Origin of the sequence: Argonema antarcticum A004/B2, assembly GCF_023333585.1 — a bacterium.
Lineage (GTDB): Bacteria > Cyanobacteriota > Cyanobacteriia > Cyanobacteriales > Aerosakkonemataceae > Argonema > Argonema antarcticum.
In genome coordinates this window covers 88,944-113,538 of the sequence record NZ_JAIQZN010000010.1, presented here as the reverse complement: position 1 = coordinate 113,538, position 24,595 = coordinate 88,944, and the positions used below count along the sequence as shown (strand labels likewise).

30 protein-coding genes and 1 pseudogene are annotated in these 24,595 nt (G+C 44.0%); 21 read left to right on the top strand and 10 right to left on the bottom strand.

The features are described from left to right. Window positions 1-973 (bottom strand): tetratricopeptide repeat protein (locus LAY57_RS06990; protein WP_249065629.1); only part of this gene is annotated, 973 nt, incomplete at its 3' end. A 48-nt stretch (window positions 974-1,021) separates the two neighbouring features. Here LAY57_RS06990 and LAY57_RS06985 point away from each other — a divergent pair. The 16 genes from LAY57_RS06985 (at window position 1,022) to LAY57_RS06915 (ending at window position 8,500) form a co-directional block, all read left to right on the top strand. Continuing rightward, window positions 1,022-1,237: a DUF6888 family protein gene (locus tag LAY57_RS06985; RefSeq protein WP_249065628.1), complete on the top strand. Its 216-nt coding sequence runs from the start codon at window positions 1,022-1,024 to the stop codon at window positions 1,235-1,237. Then, window positions 1,221-1,445: a DUF6887 family protein gene (locus LAY57_RS06980; RefSeq protein WP_249065626.1), complete on the top strand. Its 225-nt coding sequence runs from the start codon at window positions 1,221-1,223 to the stop codon at window positions 1,443-1,445. Before LAY57_RS06985 ends, LAY57_RS06980 begins: the two co-directional genes overlap by 17 nt. A 77-nt stretch (window positions 1,446-1,522) precedes the next feature. Further along, on the top strand, window positions 1,523-1,735 hold the full coding sequence (locus LAY57_RS06975) for a DUF6888 family protein (protein WP_420839070.1): 213 nt from the start codon (window positions 1,523-1,525) through the stop codon (window positions 1,733-1,735). Further along, window positions 1,719-1,967: a DUF6887 family protein gene (locus tag LAY57_RS06970; protein ID WP_249065623.1), complete on the top strand. Its 249-nt coding sequence runs from the start codon at window positions 1,719-1,721 to the stop codon at window positions 1,965-1,967. The genes LAY57_RS06975 and LAY57_RS06970 overlap by 17 nt, the downstream gene beginning before the upstream one ends. Further along, on the top strand, window positions 1,939-2,193 hold the full coding sequence (locus LAY57_RS36430; RefSeq protein ID WP_420839069.1) for a DUF6888 family protein: 255 nt from the start codon (window positions 1,939-1,941) through the stop codon (window positions 2,191-2,193). Before LAY57_RS06970 ends, LAY57_RS36430 begins: the two co-directional genes overlap by 29 nt. Beyond that, window positions 2,177-2,410 (top strand): DUF6887 family protein, encoded by a 234-nt coding sequence (locus tag LAY57_RS06965; RefSeq protein WP_249065622.1) that lies wholly within the window; start codon window positions 2,177-2,179, stop codon window positions 2,408-2,410. Before LAY57_RS36430 ends, LAY57_RS06965 begins: the two co-directional genes overlap by 17 nt. Before the next feature lie 65 nt (window positions 2,411-2,475). Further along, window positions 2,476-2,679 carry a DUF6888 family protein gene (locus tag LAY57_RS06960; protein WP_249065620.1) on the top strand — a complete coding sequence of 68 codons (204 nt, stop codon included), beginning with the start codon at window positions 2,476-2,478 and terminating at the stop codon, window positions 2,677-2,679. Then, window positions 2,676-2,909: a DUF6887 family protein gene (locus tag LAY57_RS06955; RefSeq protein ID WP_249065618.1), complete on the top strand. Its 234-nt coding sequence runs from the start codon at window positions 2,676-2,678 to the stop codon at window positions 2,907-2,909. The genes LAY57_RS06960 and LAY57_RS06955 overlap by 4 nt, the downstream gene beginning before the upstream one ends. Then, window positions 2,875-3,165, top strand: a complete 291-nt coding sequence (locus LAY57_RS06950; RefSeq protein ID WP_249065617.1) for an element excision factor XisI family protein — start codon at window positions 2,875-2,877, stop codon at window positions 3,163-3,165. The genes LAY57_RS06955 and LAY57_RS06950 overlap by 35 nt, the downstream gene beginning before the upstream one ends. 46 nt (window positions 3,166-3,211) lie before the next feature. Continuing rightward, window positions 3,212-3,439 (top strand): hypothetical protein, encoded by a 228-nt coding sequence (locus tag LAY57_RS06945; protein WP_249065615.1) that lies wholly within the window; start codon window positions 3,212-3,214, stop codon window positions 3,437-3,439. Next, window positions 3,429-3,851, top strand: coding sequence for a putative toxin-antitoxin system toxin component, PIN family (locus tag LAY57_RS06940; RefSeq protein WP_249065614.1), 423 nt, complete (start codon window positions 3,429-3,431; stop codon window positions 3,849-3,851). The genes LAY57_RS06945 and LAY57_RS06940 overlap by 11 nt, the downstream gene beginning before the upstream one ends. Before the next feature lie 71 nt (window positions 3,852-3,922). Then, window positions 3,923-5,284: a cystathionine beta-synthase gene (locus LAY57_RS06935; RefSeq protein WP_249065613.1), complete on the top strand. Its 1,362-nt coding sequence runs from the start codon at window positions 3,923-3,925 to the stop codon at window positions 5,282-5,284. Further along, window positions 5,281-6,420, top strand: coding sequence for a cystathionine gamma-synthase (locus LAY57_RS06930; protein WP_249065612.1), 1,140 nt, complete (start codon window positions 5,281-5,283; stop codon window positions 6,418-6,420). Before LAY57_RS06935 ends, LAY57_RS06930 begins: the two co-directional genes overlap by 4 nt. Before the next feature lie 144 nt (window positions 6,421-6,564). Next, window positions 6,565-7,239, top strand: a complete 675-nt coding sequence (locus tag LAY57_RS06925) for a protein-tyrosine phosphatase family protein (protein WP_249065611.1) — start codon at window positions 6,565-6,567, stop codon at window positions 7,237-7,239. A gap of 42 nt (window positions 7,240-7,281) precedes the next feature. Further along, window positions 7,282-7,599 (top strand): hypothetical protein, encoded by a 318-nt coding sequence (locus LAY57_RS06920; RefSeq protein WP_249065610.1) that lies wholly within the window; start codon window positions 7,282-7,284, stop codon window positions 7,597-7,599. A gap of 88 nt (window positions 7,600-7,687) precedes the next feature. Continuing rightward, window positions 7,688-8,500 carry a hypothetical protein gene (locus LAY57_RS06915; protein WP_249065609.1) on the top strand — a complete coding sequence of 271 codons (813 nt, stop codon included), beginning with the start codon at window positions 7,688-7,690 and terminating at the stop codon, window positions 8,498-8,500. 29 nt (window positions 8,501-8,529) lie between these two features. On the opposite strand, the gene LAY57_RS06910 is transcribed toward LAY57_RS06915, so the two are convergent. The 4 genes from LAY57_RS06910 to LAY57_RS06895 form a co-directional block, all read right to left on the bottom strand. Further along, on the bottom strand, window positions 8,530-9,066 hold the full coding sequence (locus tag LAY57_RS06910) for an MgtC/SapB family protein (RefSeq protein ID WP_249065608.1): 537 nt from the start codon (window positions 9,064-9,066) through the stop codon (window positions 8,530-8,532). A gap of 200 nt (window positions 9,067-9,266) precedes the next feature. Then, entirely contained in the window at window positions 9,267-10,205 is a 939-nt protein-coding gene (locus LAY57_RS06905) for a sulfite exporter TauE/SafE family protein (protein WP_249065606.1), read from the bottom strand. Between the two features lie 277 nt (window positions 10,206-10,482). Beyond that, window positions 10,483-11,070 carry a Crp/Fnr family transcriptional regulator gene (locus tag LAY57_RS06900; protein WP_249065604.1) on the bottom strand — a complete coding sequence of 196 codons (588 nt, stop codon included), beginning with the start codon at window positions 11,068-11,070 and terminating at the stop codon, window positions 10,483-10,485. A gap of 114 nt (window positions 11,071-11,184) precedes the next feature. Beyond that, the gene (locus LAY57_RS06895; protein ID WP_249065603.1) at window positions 11,185-11,757 is read right to left on the bottom strand and encodes a cupin domain-containing protein; all 573 of its coding nucleotides are present in this window, start codon (window positions 11,755-11,757) and stop codon (window positions 11,185-11,187) included. A 374-nt stretch (window positions 11,758-12,131) separates the two neighbouring features. Here LAY57_RS06895 and LAY57_RS06890 point away from each other — a divergent pair, with 374 nt between their 5' ends. Beyond that, complete coding sequence (locus LAY57_RS06890; RefSeq protein ID WP_249065602.1) at window positions 12,132-13,148, top strand: sulfate/molybdate ABC transporter ATP-binding protein; 1,017 nt, start codon at window positions 12,132-12,134, stop codon at window positions 13,146-13,148. 33 nt (window positions 13,149-13,181) lie between these two features. Here the strand turns inward: LAY57_RS06890 and LAY57_RS06885 are convergent, their stop codons facing one another. The 3 genes and pseudogenes from LAY57_RS06885 to LAY57_RS06875 all read right to left on the bottom strand — a co-directional run bounded on the left by LAY57_RS06885 (window position 13,182) and on the right by LAY57_RS06875 (window position 14,326). Then, on the bottom strand, window positions 13,182-13,580 hold the full coding sequence (locus LAY57_RS06885; RefSeq protein ID WP_249065600.1) for a YidH family protein: 399 nt from the start codon (window positions 13,578-13,580) through the stop codon (window positions 13,182-13,184). A gap of 128 nt (window positions 13,581-13,708) precedes the next feature. Beyond that, window positions 13,709-13,978 (bottom strand): annotated as a pseudogene (gene tnpA, locus LAY57_RS06880) (IS200/IS605 family transposase); the annotation flags it as partial. Between the two features lie 54 nt (window positions 13,979-14,032). Further along, a complete protein-coding gene (locus LAY57_RS06875) occupies window positions 14,033-14,326 on the bottom strand; it encodes an FmdB family zinc ribbon protein (protein WP_249065598.1) in 294 nt (97 codons plus the stop codon). 163 nt (window positions 14,327-14,489) lie between these two features. Here LAY57_RS06875 and LAY57_RS06870 point away from each other — a divergent pair, with 163 nt between their 5' ends. From LAY57_RS06870 to LAY57_RS06855, 4 genes are all read left to right on the top strand, one after another. Then, window positions 14,490-14,753 (top strand): hypothetical protein, encoded by a 264-nt coding sequence (locus tag LAY57_RS06870; RefSeq protein WP_249065597.1) that lies wholly within the window; start codon window positions 14,490-14,492, stop codon window positions 14,751-14,753. Between the two features lie 217 nt (window positions 14,754-14,970). After that, window positions 14,971-17,622: a CHAT domain-containing protein gene (locus LAY57_RS06865; RefSeq protein WP_249065596.1), complete on the top strand. Its 2,652-nt coding sequence runs from the start codon at window positions 14,971-14,973 to the stop codon at window positions 17,620-17,622. 306 nt (window positions 17,623-17,928) lie between these two features. Beyond that, the gene (locus LAY57_RS06860) at window positions 17,929-19,869 is read left to right on the top strand and encodes a CHASE2 domain-containing protein (protein ID WP_249065595.1); all 1,941 of its coding nucleotides are present in this window, start codon (window positions 17,929-17,931) and stop codon (window positions 19,867-19,869) included. A gap of 5 nt (window positions 19,870-19,874) precedes the next feature. After that, a complete protein-coding gene (locus LAY57_RS06855; RefSeq protein ID WP_249065594.1) occupies window positions 19,875-20,684 on the top strand; it encodes a DUF928 domain-containing protein in 810 nt (269 codons plus the stop codon). 98 nt (window positions 20,685-20,782) lie between these two features. On the opposite strand, the gene LAY57_RS06850 is transcribed toward LAY57_RS06855, so the two are convergent. Continuing rightward, window positions 20,783-21,844 carry a glycoside hydrolase family 10-like protein gene (locus LAY57_RS06850; RefSeq protein ID WP_338022368.1) on the bottom strand — a complete coding sequence of 354 codons (1,062 nt, stop codon included), beginning with the start codon at window positions 21,842-21,844 and terminating at the stop codon, window positions 20,783-20,785. A gap of 88 nt (window positions 21,845-21,932) precedes the next feature. Continuing rightward, window positions 21,933-24,212 (bottom strand): GAF domain-containing protein, encoded by a 2,280-nt coding sequence (locus LAY57_RS06845; RefSeq protein ID WP_249065590.1) that lies wholly within the window; start codon window positions 24,210-24,212, stop codon window positions 21,933-21,935. Window positions 24,213-24,595 lie beyond the last annotated feature (383 nt).

Here is a 24,595-nt window from a genome sequence, read left to right as displayed (position 1 = left end):
GGGTGCGAACAGTGAGTGCGGCGGTGTAAAATTCGATCGCTTTTTCGATATTCTCTGCCCTCTCTCCCCTGATTCTGGAATAGTAGGCAGCAGCCAGATTATTTTGCGTCATTGCCCAATTTTCGGGAAAGGCATCGGGGGTGCGAACAGTGAGTGCGGCGGTGTAAAATTCGATCGCTTTTTCGATATTCTCTGCCCTCTCTCCCCTGATTCTGGAATAGTAGGCAGCAGCCAGATTATTTTGCGTCATTGCCCAATTTTCGGGAAAGGCATCGGGGGTGCGAACAGTGAGTGCGGCGGTGTAAAATTCGATCGCTTTTTCGATATTCTCTGCCCTCTCTCCCCTGATTCTGGAATAGTAGGCAGCAGCCAGATTATTTTGCGTTTGCGCCCATTTTTCGCTTCCCGGTTCCCGATGGCTTAAAACTATTTGATAACCAGCGATCTCAATTTCAATATTATTCGCTCTCTTCCCACGCGGAAAGTTACTAATATCAATACTCAAATTTTCAATAATGGCGACAATCTCTCTAGTTGCTTCTGGATGTTCAGCTATAAAATTCGCAGCCACTTGCTGTAATATTTCTGCAAACCGGGCATTGAGGAGATGCTTTCTTCTGTCTATAATCGGATAAACTACCGCAATATCGCTATTGCTTTCCTCTTCTGCCTGCAATAATTCTTGAATAAACTCTAAATACTTGCGGGGATTTTCCCCTTCAGAGTTATCGCTATCTTCCTCATCATTCATCCCCAACAATTCCCCTAGCTGACTGGCCATACTTCGTAGAAAATCCGCCGCATTTTCCTGGCCTTCCCCTGCCAAGTTTTCTGCTATTATCTGGCAAACTTGCAGAAACTCACCATCAATCAATTCTGAATTGGCCTGTAAAATCTGCGGTTCCTCACCGTTGGGGCAACTTAGGAGTTGTTGAATCAGATTGGCGTAAGCTTGGGCGCGAGTTTCATCCACGATGGCGAGGGGGTAGCTAGTAACACCGAATCCATCCTATCATAACTTATGGCACAATTGGAGGATAACGCTATTTACCCAACCGACAAACAAGCCCAAACTTGCCTACGAGTCTGTCAGATGTTGTCCAACTACTACCGGGATATCCAGCTATTTAGTTTTAACGAACAAAAGGGATATGTCTACATTTTGACATCTGACAACTTAGAAATAATGGTATATCGCGATGGAAATTGGGAGTTTATCAATGAAACCACAATTTGAACAAATGACTCGAAAAGAATTGAGAGAGTACGTACTGACACATCGGGATGATTTAGAAGCTTTGGATGCTTTGGTAAATCGCCGCAGTCCAGACTCGAAAGCGATTATGTTCCACCCACCAAAGACAAAAGAAGAAGAACAAGAACAGTTTGAATTATTCAAGCGGATAGTGGATGAGAAGACCAGAAAGAAAACCGCTGATAGTTAAAATAGAGAGAGGGCGATCGCTTTTTTTTGGAAAGTGCGATCGGCCCTAGTTTGTAGTATTCTAATTTATATGTCAGAATTGAGGGAACAACCATCTACCCAACAACCAGACAAGCACTGATGTGCTTAATCCTTTGCCAAGCATTGTCCGACTTGCACCGAGATATCCACCTATTTCGCTTTAATGTAGAAACAGGAGAAGTATATATTTTGGCAGGCGCAAATGATGAAATTGAAATTATCGTACCCCAAAATGGAGTGTGGAGGTTTTTAGATGAAACCCAAGTTTGAACAGATGACTAAAGCAGAACTAAAAGCTTATGTTCTCGCACATCGCGATGATGATGAGGCAATCCGTGCTTTGTTTAGTCGCCGCAATCCCCCTGATTCAGAAGCAACAATTTACCCATCCATGTTTACTGAAGAAGGTTTGCCAATAGAAGAGAATATTCGCATAGGAAAAGAAGCGCTCCGCCAGCGAGTCGAGGCAGAAAATAACAAGAAGAAAGATCATCATAATTGATGAAAAAAAGAGTGCGATCGCACATAATATTTTCCGGGTTTATGGTTGTGCGAAAGCTCAAGCCTGTCTACGAGTCTGTCAGTGGTTATCCAACGGCTACCGGAACATTGAACTATTCCGTTTTAATCCACAAACCGGAATTGTATTCATTTTTGCCAGTGAAGAACTTCAAGTTGTCGTACCCCCTAACGGAGTCTGGAGGTTTTTAAATGCGACCGAATTTTGAAAAAATGTCTGGAAAAGAATTGAGAGAGTATGCGATCGCGCATCGTGGCGATAAAGATATTGATGAAGTTTTGAACGTTTTATATAGTCGCCGCAGTCCTGACTCTGAAGCAATCTGGTTCCACCCGCCAAAGACAAAAGAAGAAGAACAAGAACAGTTTGAATTATTCAAGCGGATAGTGGATGAAAAGACCGGAAATAAAACCGCTGATAATTAAAATAGAGAGAGGGCGATCGCTTTTTTTAGGAAAGTGCGATCGTCCTTACTTTGTAGTATTCTAATTTGTATGTCACAATTGAGGAAACAGCCATCAACCCAACCGACGAACAAGCTCAAGCCTGTCTGCGAGTCTGTCAGATGTTGTCCAACGGCTTTAAAAATATCCAACTATTCCGTTTCGATCCCCAAACAGGAGATGTCTATATTTTCGCAGGCGACGAATTGCAAATAATTGTACCCCCTAGTGGACTTTGGTATTTTCTATGAAACCGAACTTTGAAGAAATGACTAATGCAGAACTGAAAGCTTATGCACTTACACATCGCGGCGGCGATGACGATCTTGAGGCTTTGCGCGTGCTTTTCAGTCGCCGTAAACCAGACTCAGAAACGATTATATTTCACCCGCCAAAGACAAAAGAGGAGGAACAAGAACAATTTGAATTATTCAAGCGGATAGTCGATGAAAAAACCGGAAATAAAACCGCTGATAGTTAAAATAGAGAGAGGGCGATCGCTTTTTTTAGGAAAGTGCGATCGTCCTTACGCAGCAACCAGACGAGTGCATGGGTGTCTGATTCATGTGGATATTATTGATGGTAAGATTTGGATTCAACGGGATGGAACTGAGGAAGGAGTCGGGACAGAACTGATCAGCGCGGGGATACCGAAGAATCGGATCGTGTTGGGATTTCGCTCGCCAGAACTCAGACAAGATACCGAGGAAAGCGATCGCCTAAAGTCATTCGGCTGAAACAAGTAAAGTATGGTAAGATAGAGGTATTTTTAAGAGGTGACTGATGGAAACTAAAACTATTACAATTCGTGTCAATGCTGAAGTTGCCCGTATTTTTGAAACGGCATCTGAAGAACAACGCCGTAAACTTGAAGTACTGCTGAGTCTCAAACTTAGCGAAGCAACTCGGAATAAAAAAACGCTAGAAGAGGTTATGAGTGAAATTAGCCGAAAGGCTCGAGTACGAGGATTAACCCCAGAAATTTTGGACTCAATTCTCAATGACCAGTAAAATGCGCTACGTTTTTGATACAAACGTCATTATTAGTGCGCTCTTGTTTGAGAATGGAAAGCCTGCTCAAGCCCTTAGATACGCTTTAGCAAATGGAGAAGTATTGCTATCGCTTAATTTGTTGGAAGAATTGAATGAAGTACTAGGGCGCGAAAGATTCAATCGATACGTGACAAGCGAAGAACGAGAGGAGTTTTTAGAAGCTATAGTGGAGCGATCGGTTCTAATTGAAATAGTAGAGAACGTGCAAGAATGCCGCGATCCGAAAGATGATAAAGTTCTAGAATTGGCCTTGAGCGGAGAAGCTCAGTATATCATCAGTGGAGATAAAGATTTACTTGTATTGCATCCATTTCGCGGCATAGGAGTGGTTAAAGTCGAAGAGTTCTTGAGGACGATCGAGGCTGATTAGCGACAGCGGCATAACAAAAAGACGGGTGAAGTGAAACATGGTATGATAGAGATATTTTCCGCAGGTGGCTTATGGCAACTTACAATAACATTCTGGAAGCGATCGGCAGAACCCCCCTAATTAAACTCAACAGAGTTACCCAAGACATTGAATCAACAATCTACGCTAAAGTAGAATATCTCAATCCCGGCGGCAGCACCAAAGATAGAATCGGTCTTACCATGATTGAAGCCGCAGAAAAACAAGGGTTATTGCAGCCCGGTGGCACAATTATTGAGGCGACAGCAGGTAATACTGGTGTGGGTTTAGCGCTGGTTGCTGCTATCAAAAACTATCGCTGCATATTTGTAATGCCCGATAAAATGAGTCTGGACAAAATTAACTTGCTCAAAGCTTATGGTGCAGAAGTTGTCATTACCCCTACATCTGTTGCCCCTGACTCTCCAGAAAGTTACAATGGTGTAGCCGATAGACTTGCTAAAGAAATCCCTGGAGCTTACAGACCAAATCAGTTTGAAAACCCTAATAATCCTTTAGCTCATTATTTAACAACAGGCCCAGAAATTTGGACTGATAGTAACGGTAAAGTTGACGTTTTTGTGGCTGGTATGGGTACTGGCGGCACTATTTCCGGCGTAGCAAAATATCTGAAAGAGCAAAACCCGAATGTTGTCATTGTAGGCGCAGATCCTGAAGGTTCCATCCTTTCAGGAGATAGCCCCAAGTCTTACAAAGTAGAAGGAATAGGCGAAGATTTTATTCCCAAAACTTTTAACCGCCAAATCGTAGATGAAATGGTGAGAGTCAGCGATAAAGAGTCTTTTAATATGACTAGACGTTTGGCGTTAGAGGAAGGTTTGCTGGTGGGAGGTTCTTGCGGAACAGCGGTAGCAGCAGCTTTAAAGTACGCGGCTAGATTGTCGGAACCCAAACATATTGTAGTGCTTTTGCCGGATACTGGCAGAAATTACATCAATAAAATCTATTCCGATTCATGGATGCAGGAAAATGGGTTCTGGGAAGGTAAAACGGTAAAATCTATCAAAATCGGCGAGATACTTACCCAGAAGAAAGATTTTCCATCGCTCATTTCTGTGAGTCCAAGAGATAAGCTGATGCAAGCAATTAAACTTCTGCGAAAACACAATATATCGCAAGTGCCGGTAATTGATAATAATGATGTGGTGGGAAGTTTAAATGAAGCATCTTTGATGAAACTCCTGCATGAGGGGATAAACTTTGCTAACCAGGAAGTTTCGGCGGTGATGGGTAAAGGTTTACCCATTCTTGACGAAGATGTGGATATCTCAGAAGCTTATCGGGTGCTTTTGTCTGGAACTACTGGTATCATAATCAAACAGGAAGAAGTTCCTGTAGGATTAATTACGAGAGCCGATTTAATCAAATATTGGATCGGTCAAACGGAGGAATGATGGAATTTGAAACTAGGGCTATTCATGAGGGTCAAGCACCCGATCCGGTGACGGGTGCGGCGATTGTACCAATTTACATGACTTCGACCTATGAACAGGAAGCGATCGGTCAACATAAGGGTTATGAATATTCTCGCACGGGAAACCCGACCCGAACCGCGTTAGAACAAGCTTTGGCTTCCATTGAAGGTGCGAAATACGGTTTGGCTTTTGCTTCGGGAGTTGCAGCGACAACCACCGTATTGAGTCTGCTGAAAAACGGCGATAATATTATCGTCGGAGACGATTTATATGGTGGAACCTATAGAGTTCTGGAGAGGGTAATTAAAAATTGGGGTATTACCACAAGTTACGCAGATGTTGACGATTTAAACGATTTTGAAAAGGCAATTCAACCAAATACAAAGCTGATTTGGATTGAAACACCCACAAATCCGCTGTTAAAGATTGTCGATATTAAAATTATATCAGAAGTTGCACGGCGGCACAACCTGATTTTAGTTGTGGATAATACTTTTGCGAGTCCCTATTTTCAAAGACCGCTGGAATTAGGCGCGGATATTGTTGTCCACAGTACGACCAAGTATTTGGGTGGACACAGCGATATCATTGGCGGTGGTGTTGTTACTTCTAACGAAGAACTATATCAACAATTGAAATTTTACCAGAATGCGATCGGTGCTGTACCAAGTCCCTTTGATAGTTGGTTAGTGATGCGGGGAATTAAAACTTTGGCGGTGCGGATGCGAGAACACGAGAAAAATGCTTTGTTTTTAGCCCAGTTTTTGGAGAAGCATCCAAAGATCGATCGCATTTATTATCCTGGTTTGCCAAGTCACGCACAATATCAGCTTGCCAAACAACAAATGTACGGTTTTGGCGGGATGATCAGTTTGGAATTAAAAGACGGATTTGCTGCTGTTGAGGAATTTGTGGCGCGGCTGAAGTTATTTTTACTAGCAGAAAGTTTGGGAGGCGTGGAATCGCTGGTTTGCTATCCGGCGAAAATGACGCACGGTTCTATCCCGGAAGAGGAAAGGCTGAAACGGGGAATTAAAAATAATTTGGTACGTCTTTCGGTTGGGATTGAAAATATGAAGGATTTGAAAGAAGATTTGGAAAATGCTTTGTCTTAAAAGACCAATAGCACTAAAATAACTTAGTTTTTTCGTAGGTGCGTTAGCTTTTAGCGTAACGCACCACCAAGATATGTAATATTCAACTGATAAATATTATTTTCACTACAAAGTGCAGTATTAGGAATCTCACAAATCCTGGTAATGAAGTACGCTATTCTGTTTTTAATATTTGGCATCTATCTAATCCAAGTAAGTTTTGTATTTGCTATTGCTGGATGTTTGCTCTTTTGGTTTGGCGTTAGTTTTATTGCAGTAGGTTTGGCGTATGGATGGTTAGGAGCAAAAGTATTTGGAAAACTACCAAACGGAAAAATTGCTCGATCGGCTTTGGTATTACTCCTACCATATCTATTATTAACCTGGCTAATCTGGCATATTCAACGACTGGTAAGTCAGGAAGAATGCTGTAATGAAATTATACCAGGTATTTGGCTAGGTAGGCGAGCCTTTGCGAGGGAATTGCCACCTAATATTAGCTTGATTGTAGATTTAACTGCTGAATTTGCAGAAGTCGAAAGCGCGATCGCACACAAAACTTATATCTGCGTACCCACTTTGGACGCATCTGTCCCAGATGAGTTGGTATTTCGATCGCTCATCAAGCGCCTCGTTACTTGGCAGGGAAATGTATATATTCATTGTGCTTTAGGACACGGACGATCGGCAACTGTGGTAGCTGCTGTTGCGATCGCCAAAAAATTAGCCGATAATCCTCTCCAAGCAGAAGCACAGATCAAAAAAATACGTCCTGGTGTTGAGTTTAGTAAAGTCCAGAGACAACTACTGGATCGGTTTTCTAGGTCTATTATGGATTAAAAGGTAAATTAAGAGTTATGTGCCGAAATAAAGCAAAAAAAAATGATTCAACCCATAACCCATCCTACTCGCCGTCGGGGACGAGTTTTTCCCGAATATAATCTTCCTCCCGAACAGCTAGCCAAACGCCAAGCCGAAATAGATACCTTCGGACAGCGGTGTAAAATCATTTGGCAAAAAGTCTGTCCCGAATTAATCGAAAACCATTACAACTGGTTTATGATGATTGAGCCTGAAAACGGTGATTATTTCATTGACCAAGATGAAATTAAGGCTTATCAAAAAGCCCGTCAAAAGTATCCCCAAAATATGGTGGGCACGTTTCGGATTAATGAAACGGGAGCCTGCGGTCTGATATGATGCGAGGGTATTATCGACAATCAGATAAACAAGTGCGACAATAGGGAATCCTAGAAGTGTAAGTTGCAAAATTTTCGGGCAGTCAGTTATGAATGAAACTTCACCACAGAAAAAATTGGGTGTTCTCGATTTTTTAAAGATGATTTACAACGGACACCCGGAATACTCCCTGATAGCAGTCAAAGCACCCATCGACGAGACAGTACAGGCGTTTATCGAATTTCGCGAAGGGCAACAAACGAAGGAAAGAAGGGATTACAAAACCTTTGGGATGAAAGAACGCAAAATAGTGAGTCGAACGATTCAGTGTGAGCAAAACATTCCCATCCGAAGAAGTAAAGCAGTATACGATGATGATGAAGGAGGCGAAGAAGTCGCGTGGGGAATTCTGTTTCTTCAAGTGTATGACAGCGAATGGACGGTAATTTTGAGATCGCTGTGCTGGCTAAAATATGAACTGTACGATGTTCCTAAAGAAGCCAAAGCCCTTTCTGCCAAGCTTCAAACCAAAACAATTACGCTGATGGAAGAGGATACATCTGGTGCTATTGTGTATGAGCTATTGGAGAATGGCGAGTTACTGGAAAAATTTGAGTCCGCTGCGGGTTATGAGGAATTTTATTTCGAGTCGAAATTGCGCGAAAAACCGGACATCTATTTTAATTGGTATCCCGACGAGGATGAAGATTACGACCCCGACCAGGAATACGATGTCAGTGCAGAACCAAGAAATCAGTTTGTAGACGCATTTTTCCGCGAATTGGGAATCTACCTGCCTGCGTGCTATCCTGTTAGCGATGAGGGAAATCCAGCTTTAGCCGTAATGGAAACATCAGAAAACACCATCAACCGTGCAGATTGGGTTTCTGTAGAAGAGAAGCTAGAAGACGATCGCAATTAACCAGATCCAGATGATGCAGAATGAATGAATTATTGCTGTACATCTTTGGTCGATACAGCATCCTTTTCCCGTATTTTCCTCAGCTTGTAGCCATCAAGACGAATCAATGGAGATTTCTTAATTTTCTTGACTCCACTCAGAACTGCTAACGCCATCAGCGTTCCGATCAGACACATTCGCCACAATCCACAACCTGCTGCTGCTCCCAATCCAGCCGCCAGCCAAATAGTTGCGGCGCTCGTTAATCCCTTGACTTCTGTCTTACCAAATTTCTGACCCGATTGTTGCAAAATCATTCCCGCACCCAGAAATCCGATTCCCGCCGCAACTCCTTGGATGGTTCTACTCAGAGCATTTGTGGAGTAGAAGGTACTTTCACCATCCACCTGCAAGGGAATCATCACAAATGCAGCAGCGCCTAAGCTGACTATCATAAATGTTCTTAACCCAGCGGGTCTACCGGGTTGTTGGCGATTATAGCCGATCGCACCGCCAACCAGTAGTGCTGTACCCAGCCTGACGCCTATACTCTGCCAATCGCTGGGACTGAAAAAGATCGAACTCATTACCTGCACTCCCAGAAATACTAGAACACACATTCCTCAATCCACCAACGCACCGACAGAAAACTTAGGTAACTACGATAATTCGCTCGGCTTACTGGAGATTAATATCAGTTTAGGTTAAGGCTAGTTTAAATTCAACGATCGCACCTCTCCAGATTCAGATTTTGGCTTGTTTGTGCGATCGCGCTTCACAACCTGCATTAGGCGGCTTTGTATAAAGTTGAACTAAGTAGGTAGCCGTTTGGCTTCAATGACACAGTAACGAACTGCTTTTGGTGCGTAATTGTATAAATAACTACTAGAGGTTGAGGAATTTTGCGATCGGCCTTTAGCTTTTCTGCGATCGGTTGTTTAAGGCTGCTAATCCTTGTTTGCCAGAAAATGTAAATTGGTAAAATTGTCAAAATAGTGTGAAAAGCCAATCTGGCAACTAAATTTGGTATTTTTGGCAGCAACCGCGTTCCTATTTGCACACCGATCGCACCAGCAATTCCCAACATAATTCCCACTGGATACAGAACATTTCCTTTCAAAGCATGACCTGTGAAAGCTGACGATGCCGACAGAACAACCACTCCCAAACTCGTTGGTGCCGCAATATTCATCGGTTCTCCTAACAGCACAATTTGCAGGGGAACCATAATAATCCCGCCACCAATGCCAAATAAACCAGCCAATAAACCGGCGGCGCTACCAGTAAAAATCCGCCCCAAATTTAATAGCCAAGTTTCTTTTCGATCTGTTCTCGTGTCCTCCCGTTTGCTGAGGCTTCCCTGAAGTTTAATCACAAAAATATTCGCCACTAATAAGCAACCGAAACCACTCATTAGTAAATAGCCTGGAATATGTTTGATCAAATAAACTCCGAGTTGTGCAGTCAGCAAAGAAGGAAGCCCCAAAATTGCCACCTTCTGGAAGTTCAAGTTGCCCATCCGCCAGTTTTGCCAGCTACCGGAGATGGATATGAACAGCATGGCGAAGCTACTCGTGGCTACGCCTTGGACAGGTGTCAAACCCAGACCCACCATCAGAGGGACTAGCAAAATCCCGCCACCAATGCCCAAAAGCCCTGCTAAACATCCAGCAATCAAGCCGCCAAAACCTAGAGCGATCGAATACCAGGGGAGTATTAACGCCATAGAATTTATTAGAGATAGTAAGTAGGTGGGCATCATTAAACATAAAACTGTCAGGCCCTTAGAAACCGGGTTTCTGGGAGTTCAGTTTATTTATGCCCACCTACTTAATATCACTTATTTTAATCAAACTTACGCAGCAACCGGGCATAAGCAGCGCGAATACGTCGTTTGGCTCTTTCGGAGTTGCTATGCTTTTGTTCACTTAAGAACATTTTTATTTCTTTTCTCCTCTCCCCCTCTACTCAAATAGCATAGTAAGTACGGAAGAGCCGAGAGCCTAAATTTCATAATGCCAGAGGGACGGTTCTTGCACCACAACCAATTTGCGATGAACGCGCTCAATAATTCCCTGCTTTTCAAAATTATTGAGCATTCGAGTGACAGTAACTCTACTCGATCCCACAATTTCAGCCATTTGCTGATGGGTTAAGCGCAGATCGATGATTTGTCCTTGCTCAACCTCCCGCCCAAATCTTTTGCCCAGCCAACTTATCAGCAGTAGAAGTGAGGTTTCAATAGGTTTACTATGTACAATTTCCAAAAATTCTCCTAATCGCTGCATATGCAGGAGCATAGCATCAGTAGCTTGATACCACCTACTCGCAGGCAATAATGTTGCCTCTAGATCGGTTAAGCATTCAATTTGATAGGGATCGGCTTTTGATATAGCTCTACCAACAATATCTCCTGGCCCCCACAACCCAAAAGTGATACAGGTTCCATCTTCCCGCCATGTCATGGTGCGAACAACCCCAGATTCAATTTGCCATAGGTAATCTTGATTTAAAACAAGTAGCGAACCTCGTGCAAATTTACGTCGCGTAATCACATAAGCACCATTTGTTGTGGGAGTAAAGGGGGTCATTGCTAATTATTCCTGGGTTGAAAGAATGAAGACGGACTATAAATTGCGACTGAAAAATGGCTTAAAGGCATCTACTTATAACTCGCGAACCGATGTTATAGCTAATGATTCAAGTCAAGAACAGTTGCCGGGATATTTCCTAGCCATAGCTTTGCGGAAATAAATTTCAGTGTCGGTGTATTGAGGCATCCAGCCGCCTACGGTGGTGAAGTAGCGCACTGCTTTGAGATGAAGTGACCCTGTGGGACGGAACCAATGTTCAACGCCAGATGGCACATTGATATAATCTTGGGCTTCGACTATTAATTCCATTTGGCTGCCATCAGGTAGTACGAAGCCGAAGATGCACTCTCCGGCGAGTATGTAGAGGGCTTCGTCGTCTAGATGGGTGTGGCAGCGATCGAATTGGCTTATTAGTGCGTAGAGATAGGGCGAACCAGGGTGCAGCACCGTCAATTCGCGCCATTGATAGCCAGCAGTATGCTTGAATTCCTCAAAGTAGTCGTCAGCAGCAGCTAATATTTGTTCCTTTTGACTCAGGGTCAGAATGTCCTGCGCTAGTAACTCAGTAGTATGGGGCTTCTTTAAGGGCAAGCGCCTGATCTCGATATTCAGGGGTGCAAGTTCCTCTGCGATATCGCCGAGATTTGTGTAAATCGTACTGTCTTCAAGTTGCAGTCTGGCCATTGTAGACTCCAGTTGGGTGGAAGGGTCTTAGCTCGGACTTGGCAGAAATCTCAAGCCTAGAAAAATTGCATCTTAAAGGCATTCTACCAATAACTCCCTAATTCCGATAGAGTAAGTGTAGATTAAGTTTGGTAAAGTTGACAACACAAAGTCTAGAGCGCTTGCAATATCAGTATTAGTGGGCGCGATCGCAAATAAACTCAGCCTGACCAAATGTCAAGAAATCTCACCAAAATCAGTGGTGTATCTAGATCTATGCTAAAAAGTACTGTAAATTGAGCGAGTAACCGTAGATTACAGAAAGCCGTTCCACCAAATGCGGTTTTTCACAAAGTCAACCCCCACTAAAGGAAAATTCAGGGTAAAGGGCAATTATGAGCATTCTGATAGAGAACGTATCGAAAAGATTTGGCTCGTTTCAGGCAGTTGAGTCGGTCAATTTGGAGATTAAAAGTGGCACGCTGGTGGCATTGTTGGGGCCTTCGGGGTCGGGGAAATCCACGTTACTGCGGCTAATTGCGGGCCTCGAAGCCCCAGATAGTGGCAGAATCTGGATTGGCGATCGCGAAGTGACAGCCTCAAGCGTGCAATCGCGGGGGATTGGCTTTGTGTTTCAGCACTATGCCCTGTTCAAGCACATGACTGTCCGCCAGAACGTTGCTTTTGGTCTGGAGTTACGCAAAGCACGCGCAAATTATGTTCGAGAACGGGTAGAAGAACTTTTAGACTTAGTACAGTTGCGGGGTTTGGCCGAGCGCTATCCATCTCAACTTTCTGGCGGACAGCGACAACGGGTCGCCTTGGCGAGAACCTTAGCGGTAGATCCCCAGGTACTTCTATTGGATGAGCCTTTTGGGGCTTTGGATGCCAAAGTTCGCAAAGAACTGCGAGCTTCCCTGCGACACCTGCACGAACGAGTTAACGTCACCACCGTGTTTGTTACCCACGATCAAGAAGAGGCAATGGAACTCTCCGATGAAATTGTGGTGTTTAACAAAGGTCGGGTCGAACAGGTAGGCACTCCCCCAGATATTTATGACCATCCAGCAACCCCGTTTGTGATGAGTTTCTTTGGCCCTGTGAATGTGCTACCGAATAGCGCTGGTATTTTTGGCCTTAACAACATGGAATCTACAAATTCTCATGTGTTTCTGCGCCCTCACGATATCGTTATCCAGACTCACCATGAAGAAACTGCTGCCCAAGCTAAGGTCGATCGCATTGTGCATTTAGGTTGGGAAGTTATTGTTGAGTTGAGTCTCAGGGATGGTCAGCTAGTGACGGTAAATCTCACCAGAGAGCTATTTAAGCAGTTGCAACTGGAACCGCAACAGCAAGTTTATGTCAAACCCAAACGGGCAAAAACTTTTCCTCTTCACGCATATTCCTGAGAAATCGGCAACAAATATTGCTGTTTGCTGCAATTACTCAGGAACAACTGAACTCAGTGGGCTGAGGGGAGCTGCGAAAAGAAAATAAATAACTCCGGCTCCCAACAGCGTAATGGCAAAGCTAAAGAAGAGTACCCGACGGGTTGAAGGTTCGTAGTTGGCATCATCGATCGCATAACGGACGACGAAATAATACAGTGTTGAGATTAAAACCGTGACTAGGCCAATCATGGAGAACAGCAAACCCAACTTCCAGCCATTACCCGGATGAGGGACAAGGGGAGGGTGGAAAGCGCGAAGCCGCACGATGACGACGCCAAAACCCATGAGCGCGATCGAAGTACGCATCCATGCCAGATAAGTGCGCTCGTTTGCCAAGTGATCCCGCGCCCGCGATGGATTATCACGTCCTTTTAGCTGTGTATTCTTCAATTCACAATTTCTCTTTGACTAAATGCGTTGTAAATATTTTATCGGGAAACACCTAAAAATCGCGAAAGCGTGGTAGCCCCGTCAATTTATTGCGGGGCCCAAACGCGACACGGCGAATTTATTCGCCGTTACTTATAATGATGTGGATCGTTAATATAAGCTTCAATAATGGCTGAACTTACTTTACCAGTAGTGTCATAAAAATAGGCATGAGTCCAAAGAGTAGGAAGTTTAAGCAAATGTGGAAATTCTTGCCTAAGATACCGAGAGGAGCGCCCTTTAAAAGCTTTAACTATTGAATTAATAGGTGTATTAGGATCGTACTCAACCAGTAAATGAACGTGATCTGGGGCTATCTCCATGCACTTGATTATCCATTTTTTTTCAGTTGCTACTGACAACTGACAACTGACAACTGACCACTTACACTAGAGCCAGAAATACTAGCAGGACTAGGGCGTGACAATACGGCTCTCTCCATCCTTGGCAGTGACATTTTCGTAAACCCCAGAGTCTCGCTTCACCAGCTTTGTTAACCCCGCACTTTTGTAATCACTATCGGATGTAGGGACTAACAAGCAAGGCGCAGTTATCAACCGCTGCACGGGGGCATCAGGAGGGGTGTTGCCTGCGTCGCATTCAGCTAACTTGCATAACTCACCCCAAGTGGCGATTTTCTCGTGAATACTGTGGTGAACTTCAATTTTTTGGTTATTATTAGGACAAAAATAATCGTATGTAGGCATAAAATTTTTACTCCACCACTCAACCAATTTCAATACTGTCTGTTAATTTAGCGCCATTAGTGAAGCTTGACAACTGGGATTCAATGAGGATGTATGGTCAACTACTCGCGCTTCTTATATAGCAACCGATGAAAGTCTTCTGACCCTAGCAAGAGAGCCCCTAGTGCAAGTGGTCAGTTGTCAGTTGTCAGTTGTCAGTGGTAAAAATCAAGATTTCCAGAGCAATCATTGGCAATTTTTAGTACGGGCGGGTTTAGCAGTGAAAAAACTGTCGAAACAGCACCATCCTCCACAAAACCCGCCCCTACAACCTACATTCCGCACCCTCAACTGTCACACCACGAATTTTTGGGGGCTGGTGACTGGTGACTGGGTAGAAGAATTTCCGTATTTAAATGTCCTAAAAATTACAAACTGCTCGCTCTAAATTCCGAAAAAACCGAATGTGACAGTACAGGGTGCGGAATGTGAGATTTAAATTGACAAAACCAGAAGTCGGGGATATCGGCGGTGATGGAGATTGCTATTCAACATTGAGGTGCGTCACAGGAAGCTGGCACTATTTTCAGACAAATTTAAGTAGAAATTATGATGCGAAAGGCTATAACTGACTAAATCAGCAAATTCTTAAGAGGCATCTATCTATGCAGCGCCGTCTCCAGTTCCTCACCCTTGCCAGTGTAACTCTGCTGATATCCCTGAGTTTTCGTTTGTCGCCAGGAAGCATTAACCTGGGAGGTGCGATGGTATCGGCGCAGGCGCAGACGACGCAAGATAGAAATGATGAGGCGTTGCGGCTGTTCCAAGAGGGTAATCGGCAATATCGGCAAGGTCGATTTCGAGAAGCCTTGGAATACTATCAACAAGCTTTAGCCATTTACAAAGAAGTGGGCGATCGAGCGGGGGAAGGTACTACTCTCCATAATATTGGGTCAGTTTACGACAATCTCAGACAGTACCCCAAAGCCTTGGAATACTTAAACCAAGCATTAGCCATTCACAAAGAACTGGGCGACCGGGCGGGGGAAGGTAGTACTCTCAATAATATTGGGGGAGTTTACGACAACCTCGGACAGTACCCCAAAGCCTTGGAATACTATCAACAAGCTTTAGCCATTCGCAAAGAAGTGGGCGACCGGGCGGAGGAAGGTACTACTCTCAATAATATTGGGTTCGTTTACAACAAACTCGGACAGTACCCCAAAGCCTTGGAATACTATCAACAAGCATTAGCCATTAGCAAAGAAGTGGGCGACCGGGCGGGGGAAGGTGGTACTCTCATTAATATTGGGGGAGTTTACAACAATCTCGGACAGTACCCCAAAGCCTTGGAATACTTAAACCAAGCATTAGCCATTCACAAAGAAGTGGGCAACCGGACGGGGGAAGGTCTTACTCTCAATAATATTGGGGGAGTTTACGACAATCTCGGACAGTACCCCAAAGCCTTGGAATTCTATCAAAAAGCTTTAGCCATTCGCAAAGAAGTGGGCGACCGGGCGGGGGAAGGTATTACTCTCAATAATATTGGGTTAGTTTACAACCATCTCGGACAGTACCCCAAAGCCTTGGAATTCTATCAACAAGCATTAGCCATTAGCAAAGAAGTGGGCAACCGGGCGGGGGAAGGTACTACTCTCACTGGTATTGGGTCAGTTTACAGCAATCTCGGACAGTACCCCAAAGCCTTGGAATACTTAAACCAAGCATTAGCCATTTACAAAGAAGTGGGCGACCGGGCGGGGGAAGGTACTATTCTCGGCAACATGGGAGCAACTTATTACAATCTGAATCAATATCCCGATGCCGAAAAAACCCTATTCGCCACCATAGAAGTTTTGGAATCCCTGCGAGACACCAAATTAACCGACGACCAAAAAATCTCTATCTTTGAAACCCAAGCTGGCGCTTACCGTTGGCTGCAATATACCCTAATAGTCCAAAACAAAATCAATCCCGCCTTAGAAATTGCCGAACGCAGTAGAGCCAGAGCCTTTGTAGATTTATTATATTCCCGCTTATCAGAAAATACCAACAACCAACAAAAAGCACCATCCCCAGCAATCCAACAAATTCAACAAATCGCCAAAGAACAAAATGCCACCCTCGTTCAATATTCAACGATGTGGGATGAAATACTCTACATTTGGGTAATCAAACCTACAGGAAAAATCGCCTTTAAACAAGTTGACCTAAAATCCCTAGACACCACCCTCGAAAGCGTCGCCGAACGCGCCCGCGTCTTCGCCGCCACAGGCAGAGAAACCACCCCAGATAAACCCATCACCGCCGTCAATAACCGCAACCGTGGCGGCATGATTGCCACAAGAGACATCCAATTCAACCAACAAGCAGCCGACAGTCAAACCAAACCAATCACCTACTACCCAGTCTCCAACAGAAGCTTAAAACAAGTTTATGATTTATTAATAAAACCAATTGCCAATGAATTACCAACCGACCCCGATGCGCGAGTAATTTTCATTCCTCAAGCCTCATTATTCCGAGTGCCATTCCCCGCGCTAGTTGACGAAAATGGCAAATATTTGATAGAGAAACATACTATTCTTACTGCACCTTCAATTCAGATTTTGGAGTTAACGCACAAGCAGAAAACCCCACCCCCAGCCCCTCCCCGTGGGACGGGGAGGGGGGAAAGTATCTCCTCTGCTAGTGGGAGGCGGGAAAGAGGAGAGGTTCTAATTGTCGGAAATCCGACTATGCCATTCAGTCAAGATAATCCCACGCAAAGATATAGAGATTTACCCTTTGCGTTAGAAGAAGCCAAAGAAATTGCCACACTATTAAATAGCAAATTTATCACAGGTGACCAAGCTACAAAAGCAGCCGTCATTCAACAAATGCAAACAGCGCGAATCATTCATCTAGCAACTCACGGCTTATTGAATGACAAACAAGCATTGCAAAGTTCGATAGCCCTCGCCCCATCTGGTAAAGATAATGGTTTGCTGACTGCTGACGAAATATTCGATTTAAAACTAAATGCGGATTTAATTGTCCTCAGCGCTTGCGATACGGGAAGGGGAGAGATAACGGGGGATGGGGTAATGGGGTTATCTCGCGCTTTGATATCGGCGGGTGCATCTAGTGTGGTGGTGTCATTATGGTCGGTGTGGGATGATTCTACTAAGTTGTTGATGACTGAATTTTATCGCAATTTGCAACAAAATCCCGATAAGGCGAAGGCGTTGCGCGATGCGATGTTGTCGGTGATGAAGTCTAAACCTGCACCGCAACATTGGGCGGCGTTTACAATTATTGGGGAGGCGGAATAATGGGATATTTGGGTGGAAGTTCGTTTAATTCGTTGATGGTTTTGGTGCGCTGGGGTTCAAATGGCGGGCTGATAGCGAAAGCCCGCCTGGGGTTCAAACCCCAGGCTAATAGCGAAAGTCCGTTAAAACGGACTGAAGAAAAGAGAAATTCAGTCGGTTTAAACCGACTTTCGCTATTAGCCACGGAATTGATTCCGTGGCGGGCTGAAACTAGCAGCGGCTATATCCGATTTACGCCGTTAGCCCAGGTAAAATAGTGCTAGTCGAAGTAGTTCGTCTCTGTTCGTCTGCGGTTAATCAAAAAAGATGTCAGGAAAGATTAAATTATGGTCTAAAATAGTACAGCGATTGGCTGACAGCGAAGTGTCAGCTATTCTCGTCACCAGCATTGCAGTCACGGCGATATTGCTGGGTGTGCGGCATTTGGGAGGTTTGCAATCTTGGGAATTGGCAGTTTACGATGAAATGGTGCGGCTGCGTTCCGACCCCGGCCCAGATTCGCGATTATTAGTAGTGGGAATTACAGAAAAAGATATTCGGCAAACGCTGAAAAGATGGCCTCCTTCTGACGCTGTTTTGGCGCAAGTTTTAGCAGAATTGCAACGACACAATCCGAAAGCTATAGGTTTAGATTTGGTGCGCGATATCACCTACGAACCAGGACACAATCAACTGGTAACTCAATTAAAAAAAACAAATATCATCGCGATTACCTTTATCGGCAATACAGACGATGAAACTATTCCTCCACCCTTAATTATACCAAAAGAGCGTGTCGGTTTCAGCGATGTTATCAACGATGTTGATGGTTTGACTCGTCGCAATTTGATGTTTACTACTGATGGTAAAACTTCTTTTCACTCGCTTTCTCTTCGATTGGCTTTGGCTTACTTGGCCGATAAAGGTATCAAGCCGCAAATTACTGACAGCAAAGATTACCAGTTAGGTAAAAGTGTCTTTGTCAAACTTAAAGCAAATTCTGGTGGATATCAAAATATCGATGCTGGTGGTTATCAAATTCTGCTCAATTACCGCTCTCCTAATGTGGCGCGTCAAGTGACTCTGACGCAAGTTTTAAATAAGGAAATCGATCCGGCTTTAATTAAAGACAAAATTATTTTAATTGGCGCTACTGCACCCAGCGTTAAAGATTTTTTCTTGACTCCCTACAATGCGGCTGAACGAGGAAATCCGCAAACGCCCGGAGTGCTACTCCACGCCCAAATGGTGAGCCAATTTCTCGGTGCGGTTATTGACAATAAACCCCTGTTTTGGTATGCTGATGAATGGTTAGAAATGCTGTGGATTGCGGGATGGGCAATTGTGGGCAGCATCATCGGTTGGCGAGTTCACAATCCCCTGGTGTTCGGGTTGTTGGCGATCGCAAGTTTGGGGGTGTTATTTGGTTGCGGTTTTGTGCTATTTATGCAGGGTGGATGGATACCTCTGGCTGCTCCTGCAATAGCTTTAATGGTGACTGGTGGATTTGCCATTGTTTACCAAATTCAACAGTCGAGACAGCAGCAACAAATGGTGATGAAGCTGTTAGGGCAGCAAACGTCACCGGAAATAGCAAATGCGCTTTGGAAAGAGCGCGATCGCCTACTCAAATCCGGCATTCTAGCTGGGCAAAAACTAACTGCAACTATCTTATTTAGCGATATTAAAGGTTTCAGCACAATATCAGAAGAAAAACCGCCAGATCTTCTAATGAGTTGGTTAAATGAATACCTGAGAGCAATGTCTCACGAAATCATCGCACATCAGGGAGTAATCAATAAATATATGGGCGATGGTATAATGGCGGTGTTTGGAGTGCCGATCGAACGCAGCACCGAAGCAGAAATAGCAGCAGATGCAGTCAGGTCTGTCAACTGTGCTTTAGCGATGGGAAAGCGCTTAAAAGAATTAAATCGGGATTGGGAATCGCGCAATTTGCCAGTCATTCAAATTCGGGCTGGAATTTTTACTGGCCCCGTAATGGTCGGTAGTTTAGGAGGAACAGAACACCTGGAATATGGAGTAATTGGAGATAGTACAAACACTGCTGCCCGGTTAGAAAGTTGTGAAAAAGATCGTCAAGTAGATGATTGTCGTATACTGATTGCCAAGCAAACTCTAATTCACCTCCAGGGACAGTTTGAAGTAGAGTTTTGGGGGCCGTTGGAATTGAAGGGAAAACAGCAAACAGTTGATGTTTATCGTGTCATTAGTTGTAAGCTTGAAAGTATATCAAAAGAGAGTTAATACCCATGCAGTCGCGCCCCATTATATTAAGTTTTGCATCATTTTTAAGCTTATTTGCATTTAGCTTACCAATACTCGTGCTGGCAGACGACCCCGTACCACCCGTTAATAGCAGGCCCGATCGCACTATACCTGGTGGGCCACGATTTCATCCACCACGCCGAGGTGCCCCCTCGCGCAGATCAGGAGATGGCACGCGAGGCGCGGAAACTACTCCACCAGTCGATGACAAACCCACTCGCACGGTAACTGCTGGGCCGCGAGATGAGTGTTTGCTTGATAAGAAACCTTTAGCGGCATTAATTCCAGAAAATTTAGTCGGTTTAACTACTGCACAATCCCCGACCTGGTTTTTCTATATTCCTCAAAGTTCTGCAAAGGAAGCAGAATTTACTTTGCGCGATGAGAAGAACGAGCAAATATACAAAACTACTTTGAGAATTCCCAGCAAGTCGGGTGTGATTAGTTTCAGCATTCCCGATCTTTCGACATCATCAGCGCTAGAAGTTGGGAAGAATTATCGTTGGAATTTGGCACTGATATGCAGTTCTCAAGACGAATCTAAAGTTAAAGCTATAGGAGGATATATCCAAATAATTCAACCGAGTGCAGACTTGGTTGCCAAACTAAAAAAGGCGAAAACAATGCGCGATCGCATCAACATTTACGCACAAGCAGGTATTTGGTACGATACGATCGCAACTTTAGCTAAACTGCGTCGCGACAATCCTAATGATGCCGATTTAGCAAAAGATTGGGCAAGTTTATTGAAGCAAATTGGATTGAATGAAATAGCTGAAGAACCTTTATTATAATCATAAGATTGACGCTGGTAGTAGGTACGTTGTTGCGCTTTAGCGCTAAATCTGGCGCTAAAGCGCAACAACGTACCTTTTTTAAGGTGCCAGTCCTGTTAAGGATAAGGCGAACAAATTTCGGCATAAGGGCCATTTCGCAAAACTTTCGCTAGAGCATCATTATCAGCTCGCAAACCTTCGTAGAAGAAGAAAACTTCACCGGAAATACCGCGAGAACGATTGTAGCTAATTGCCTGCAACAAGTACTCAGGACTGATGCAGTAAGATGAGCCGATATTCATCAGAATACCAGGTGCCAAACGCTGAAGTTGTTTGCTGCTAAACTGCTCTATAACGAGTTTATCTACAAGACATTTATAACTATTGAAATCGCGACGATACAACTGTGGGTGAATAATATCGACCAATCCTTTATCTAGCCAAGATTTAGTATCTTGCAGATATTCTTGGAATCCCCAATCATAAATACTGGGTGCGAGCGATATCAATAAATTGGGATTAATAGCTTTGACTTCACAATAAATTTGAGCCAAAAAATCAGTGAGCAAATCAGCACGCCACTGCAACCACAGTCGATTTTTGCAATTGTGCGGCGGATGGCAATTAAACTCCTCTCGATAGCGACAAACTGTTAAGTAATCATAGCCACCTTCTGAGGGAAATGCAGGCAATCTGTCGTCTCCTTGGATGCCAGCAATATCATAATTATTGACTACTTCCAGAATCAAACTCAGCATAAAATCTTGCACTTCGGGATCGAAAGCATTCAACCACTCAAAATTATTCTTTTTAACTAAATTGTTGTTGCGATCGCGTGCAGCCCAATCAGGCTTTTTAGCTAGCAAATGTCCGCCATTCTGGTTGTAAGAACTGGCGAATCCATATTCAAACCAAGGGATAACCGCAATTCCTACACGACAAGCTTCAGCAGTTATATCGGCTAAAGGATCGCGCCCTTTGTAACGCGGGTCAATCTCAATTCCAAATAATTTTCCCATCACTTGAGAAGGATAAACCGTAAATCCTTTACTCCAAACGACAGGAAATACAACGTTGAATCCTGTTGCGGCAAGAAAATCCATTGCTTCTGCAATGCGTTGCTTGGAAGTAAGAACTAAGCAATCTGTATTAGGAATCCAGACACCGCGTATTTCCATAAAGCCGAACTTTTTATTAGTAAAAACCATAAGCTGCCATAGGTAAATAAATTCATTAGGCTGTTGTTTTTGTCTCTCGCTTTATTCTTCAAAAGTCATGGCTAATGGGTAACTCAACTAAGAAGCAAGTATGCGTTGCTCTACTTTGAACTTGTATCGAACCTCCTAAATAAGTTACCAGTTTATCCACTAGCGCCAGTCCCAGTCCAGTTCCTCCATATTTCCACGGATCGTTGCTGGGAATGCGGTAGAATTTGTCAAAAATTCGGGCTAATTCGCTAGCCGGAATTTCGATGCCTGAATTAGTGACTCTAAACTGAATTTTTTCGTTCTCAGAGCAAACAGCTACTGTAATTTTACCTTTGGCTGGAGTGTACTTACAGGCATTATTGAGCAACTCGGTGAGGACGCGCTTGAGACTGAATGGATCGGAGGTAAGGGGAGGCAGTTTGGGGTCGATGTCAATTTCTAAAATTTGTTGATGGTTCCAGGTTATATCTTTAAATGGCTCTACGACATCAGGAATCCAGTCTTCTAAATGGATGATTTTTGGGTCGGGAAGGTGAGTTCCGGCGTTGAGTTCCTGCAATTCCAGTAAGTCATTGATTAGGCTAATTTCTCGCTCGCATTCGTCATTCAAAAGGTGGAAATAACGCGCAGTGGAGCTTTCCCCTGGGTTGATTTCGGCTATTTTGCTGTGAAAGCCGCATTCCCGATTCATGGTAACTTCCAACATTTGTATTGCCATTTTCATGTTGGATACAGGCGTTTTTAATTCATGAGAAACCGTATTCAGAAAGTCGTCTTTGAGGTGGTTGAGTTTTTCGAGTTCCTGCACTTGACCTTGTGCTGCTTGGTAAAGTCGAGCTTGCCGAATTGCGATCGCGCATTGATTGGCTACCTGTTGCGCCAATCTAATTTCTAATTCATTAAAAACATATTCTTCATGCTTTAATAACCACAGGTCACCCAGAACCCCTTGATTATCCAAGATAGGACAAGCCAGGACTGCACAGGGACTGTTAATAGGCTGGATAGCCTGGAAATTTATTTCGCAAAATTGTAGATATTGACCTTGCAGAAGCTGAGAATAAATACCGGGAAAATCAGCCATTTGCACGAGGCGACCCCGGTATAAAGCCGATGAGGTTGCGTACTCGTAGCAAACAGTGGAAATTGCTTGTTCGAGGTCGTACAACCCCGTACCGCAGTAATTAACTTGAAGTCCCAGAACTAATTCTTGCACCGCTGTTTGTAAAATATGGCTTTCATCGAGGGTATCGCGAACTTTGTCAGTAATGCGTTTGAGCATAGCTTCAAAGTTGAGAGCCTGTTGCAACTGAGATGTACGTTCATTTACCTGCCGCTCTAGGTCAGTATTGAGCTTGCCAAGCTGTTGATATAGTTCGGATTGTTGAATGGCAATTGCTACTTGCGTTGCTAATTGCTGGAGCAATTCAATTTCTAATTTCTGCCATTGTCGCGGGCTGCTACACTGATGGGCAATAAGTAGCCCCCACAATTGGGAGTTTTGAGTTGAATTTTCTAACTCGGAATTGAAAACTAACAGATCGGAATTATCTTGTAAAATCGGTACTACTAAATGGGCTCTTACCTGAAATCCAGCCAGCAGATCGATCAAACATTGGGGCAGTCCTAGCGTGTATATATCTGCTTTGGCTTCAATACGGTTCTGTTTGTAGGAGGGAACATAATTTTTACTCAAATAAGGATAGGCAATTTTTTGACCCAGAATAGGCGTCCAAAGGTTTTCTACGGATTCTACCAATACGCTTCCACTCCAGTCGGAGTCGTAACGATAAATCAGGACGCGATCGGCCCCTAGAAATTCTCGAACTTCTGCTACAGTTGTGTTGAGTATTTCTTGGATGTTCAAAGACTGACGGATGCGCTGAGCTATCTTATTTATCAGTCGCTCTCGTTCGCTCTGCTGTCGTAATTCTTCTGAGGCTCGACTCGCCTCTAGCAGACGACGCACCCGCTGACGCAGTACTGCCAAATGGATGGGCTTGGTAATATAATCGATCGCACCCGCCTTAAAAGCTCGATCTACTGATTCTTCATCCTCTAGCGCCGTGATCATCAATATAGGTGTGCTATTCCCTCCTGGGAGCGATCGGATTAGCGTACAGCAGGTAAAGCCATCCATCACTGGCATCATCCCATCCACCAGCACTATATCTGGTTTTAAGCAAGTATAAGCGGCTAAACCCTCTTCTCCGTCGATCGCTTCTGCCACTTGGTAGCCTTCTTGTTCCATCGCTCGGCGAAGCTGTATCCGCATTAATCTGTCGTCGTCGATGACGAGGATGAGTTTTGAATTTTTCGGAGAAGGGGAGATATTCATACCTGATTTGGCGGAAGTTCTATTTGCATCCGTTACCTTGAATCTTTTATACTCAGCTTCAAGAATGAGTAATTTATCTTGACTGCCGGTCAGACCCTCGCTATACCCATAAGGGTTAGCGGGGATGAAAGGCTGTGATTGTGGGGGATTCGATCTCCCCGACAATCGCAACCTATGTTAGTATCTTATCAGTTCTGCAATTCTATAAATGCTAATTGCGAAGCTAAATTGCCAGTAACAGAATTGCTATTCTACCAGATTAAGAGCGATGTACAATAAAAATCACAGAGCAACAATAGTGCCTTAATTTGTCTATTCCATAGCGATCGCTAAATGCAAGTTTTTCAACAATTCCTCTGAGGTGTATGGTTTTGGTAAAAATA

Coding starts and splice junctions, on each gene's coding strand:
- LAY57_RS06985 (WP_249065628.1), top strand. CDS start 1,022: ATGGCACAATTGGAGGATAACGCTATTTACCCAACCGACAAACAAGCC.
- LAY57_RS06980 (WP_249065626.1), top strand. CDS start 1,221: ATGAAACCACAATTTGAACAAATGACTCGAAAAGAATTGAGAGAGTAC.
- LAY57_RS06970 (WP_249065623.1), top strand. CDS start 1,719: ATGAAACCCAAGTTTGAACAGATGACTAAAGCAGAACTAAAAGCTTAT.
- LAY57_RS06965 (WP_249065622.1), top strand. CDS start 2,177: ATGCGACCGAATTTTGAAAAAATGTCTGGAAAAGAATTGAGAGAGTAT.
- LAY57_RS06955 (WP_249065618.1), top strand. CDS start 2,676: ATGAAACCGAACTTTGAAGAAATGACTAATGCAGAACTGAAAGCTTAT.
- LAY57_RS06950 (WP_249065617.1), top strand. CDS start 2,875: ATGAAAAAACCGGAAATAAAACCGCTGATAGTTAAAATAGAGAGAGGG.
- LAY57_RS06945 (WP_249065615.1), top strand. CDS start 3,212: ATGGAAACTAAAACTATTACAATTCGTGTCAATGCTGAAGTTGCCCGT.
- LAY57_RS06940 (WP_249065614.1), top strand. CDS start 3,429: ATGACCAGTAAAATGCGCTACGTTTTTGATACAAACGTCATTATTAGT.
- LAY57_RS06935 (WP_249065613.1), top strand. CDS start 3,923: ATGGCAACTTACAATAACATTCTGGAAGCGATCGGCAGAACCCCCCTA.
- LAY57_RS06930 (WP_249065612.1), top strand. CDS start 5,281: ATGATGGAATTTGAAACTAGGGCTATTCATGAGGGTCAAGCACCCGAT.
- LAY57_RS06925 (WP_249065611.1), top strand. CDS start 6,565: ATGAAGTACGCTATTCTGTTTTTAATATTTGGCATCTATCTAATCCAA.
- LAY57_RS06920 (WP_249065610.1), top strand. CDS start 7,282: ATGATTCAACCCATAACCCATCCTACTCGCCGTCGGGGACGAGTTTTT.
- LAY57_RS06915 (WP_249065609.1), top strand. CDS start 7,688: ATGAATGAAACTTCACCACAGAAAAAATTGGGTGTTCTCGATTTTTTA.
- LAY57_RS06910 (WP_249065608.1), bottom strand. CDS start 9,066: ATGAGTTCGATCTTTTTCAGTCCCAGCGATTGGCAGAGTATAGGCGTC.
- LAY57_RS06905 (WP_249065606.1), bottom strand. CDS start 10,205: ATGGCGTTAATACTCCCCTGGTATTCGATCGCTCTAGGTTTTGGCGGC.
- LAY57_RS06900 (WP_249065604.1), bottom strand. CDS start 11,070: ATGACCCCCTTTACTCCCACAACAAATGGTGCTTATGTGATTACGCGA.
- LAY57_RS06895 (WP_249065603.1), bottom strand. CDS start 11,757: ATGGCCAGACTGCAACTTGAAGACAGTACGATTTACACAAATCTCGGC.
- LAY57_RS06890 (WP_249065602.1), top strand. CDS start 12,132: ATGAGCATTCTGATAGAGAACGTATCGAAAAGATTTGGCTCGTTTCAG.
- LAY57_RS06875 (WP_249065598.1), bottom strand. CDS start 14,326: ATGCCTACATACGATTATTTTTGTCCTAATAATAACCAAAAAATTGAA.
- LAY57_RS06865 (WP_249065596.1), top strand. CDS start 14,971: ATGCAGCGCCGTCTCCAGTTCCTCACCCTTGCCAGTGTAACTCTGCTG.
- LAY57_RS06860 (WP_249065595.1), top strand. CDS start 17,929: ATGTCAGGAAAGATTAAATTATGGTCTAAAATAGTACAGCGATTGGCT.
- LAY57_RS06855 (WP_249065594.1), top strand. CDS start 19,875: ATGCAGTCGCGCCCCATTATATTAAGTTTTGCATCATTTTTAAGCTTA.
- LAY57_RS06850 (WP_338022368.1), bottom strand. CDS start 21,844: ATGGAAATACGCGGTGTCTGGATTCCTAATACAGATTGCTTAGTTCTT.
- LAY57_RS06845 (WP_249065590.1), bottom strand. CDS start 24,212: ATGAATATCTCCCCTTCTCCGAAAAATTCAAAACTCATCCTCGTCATC.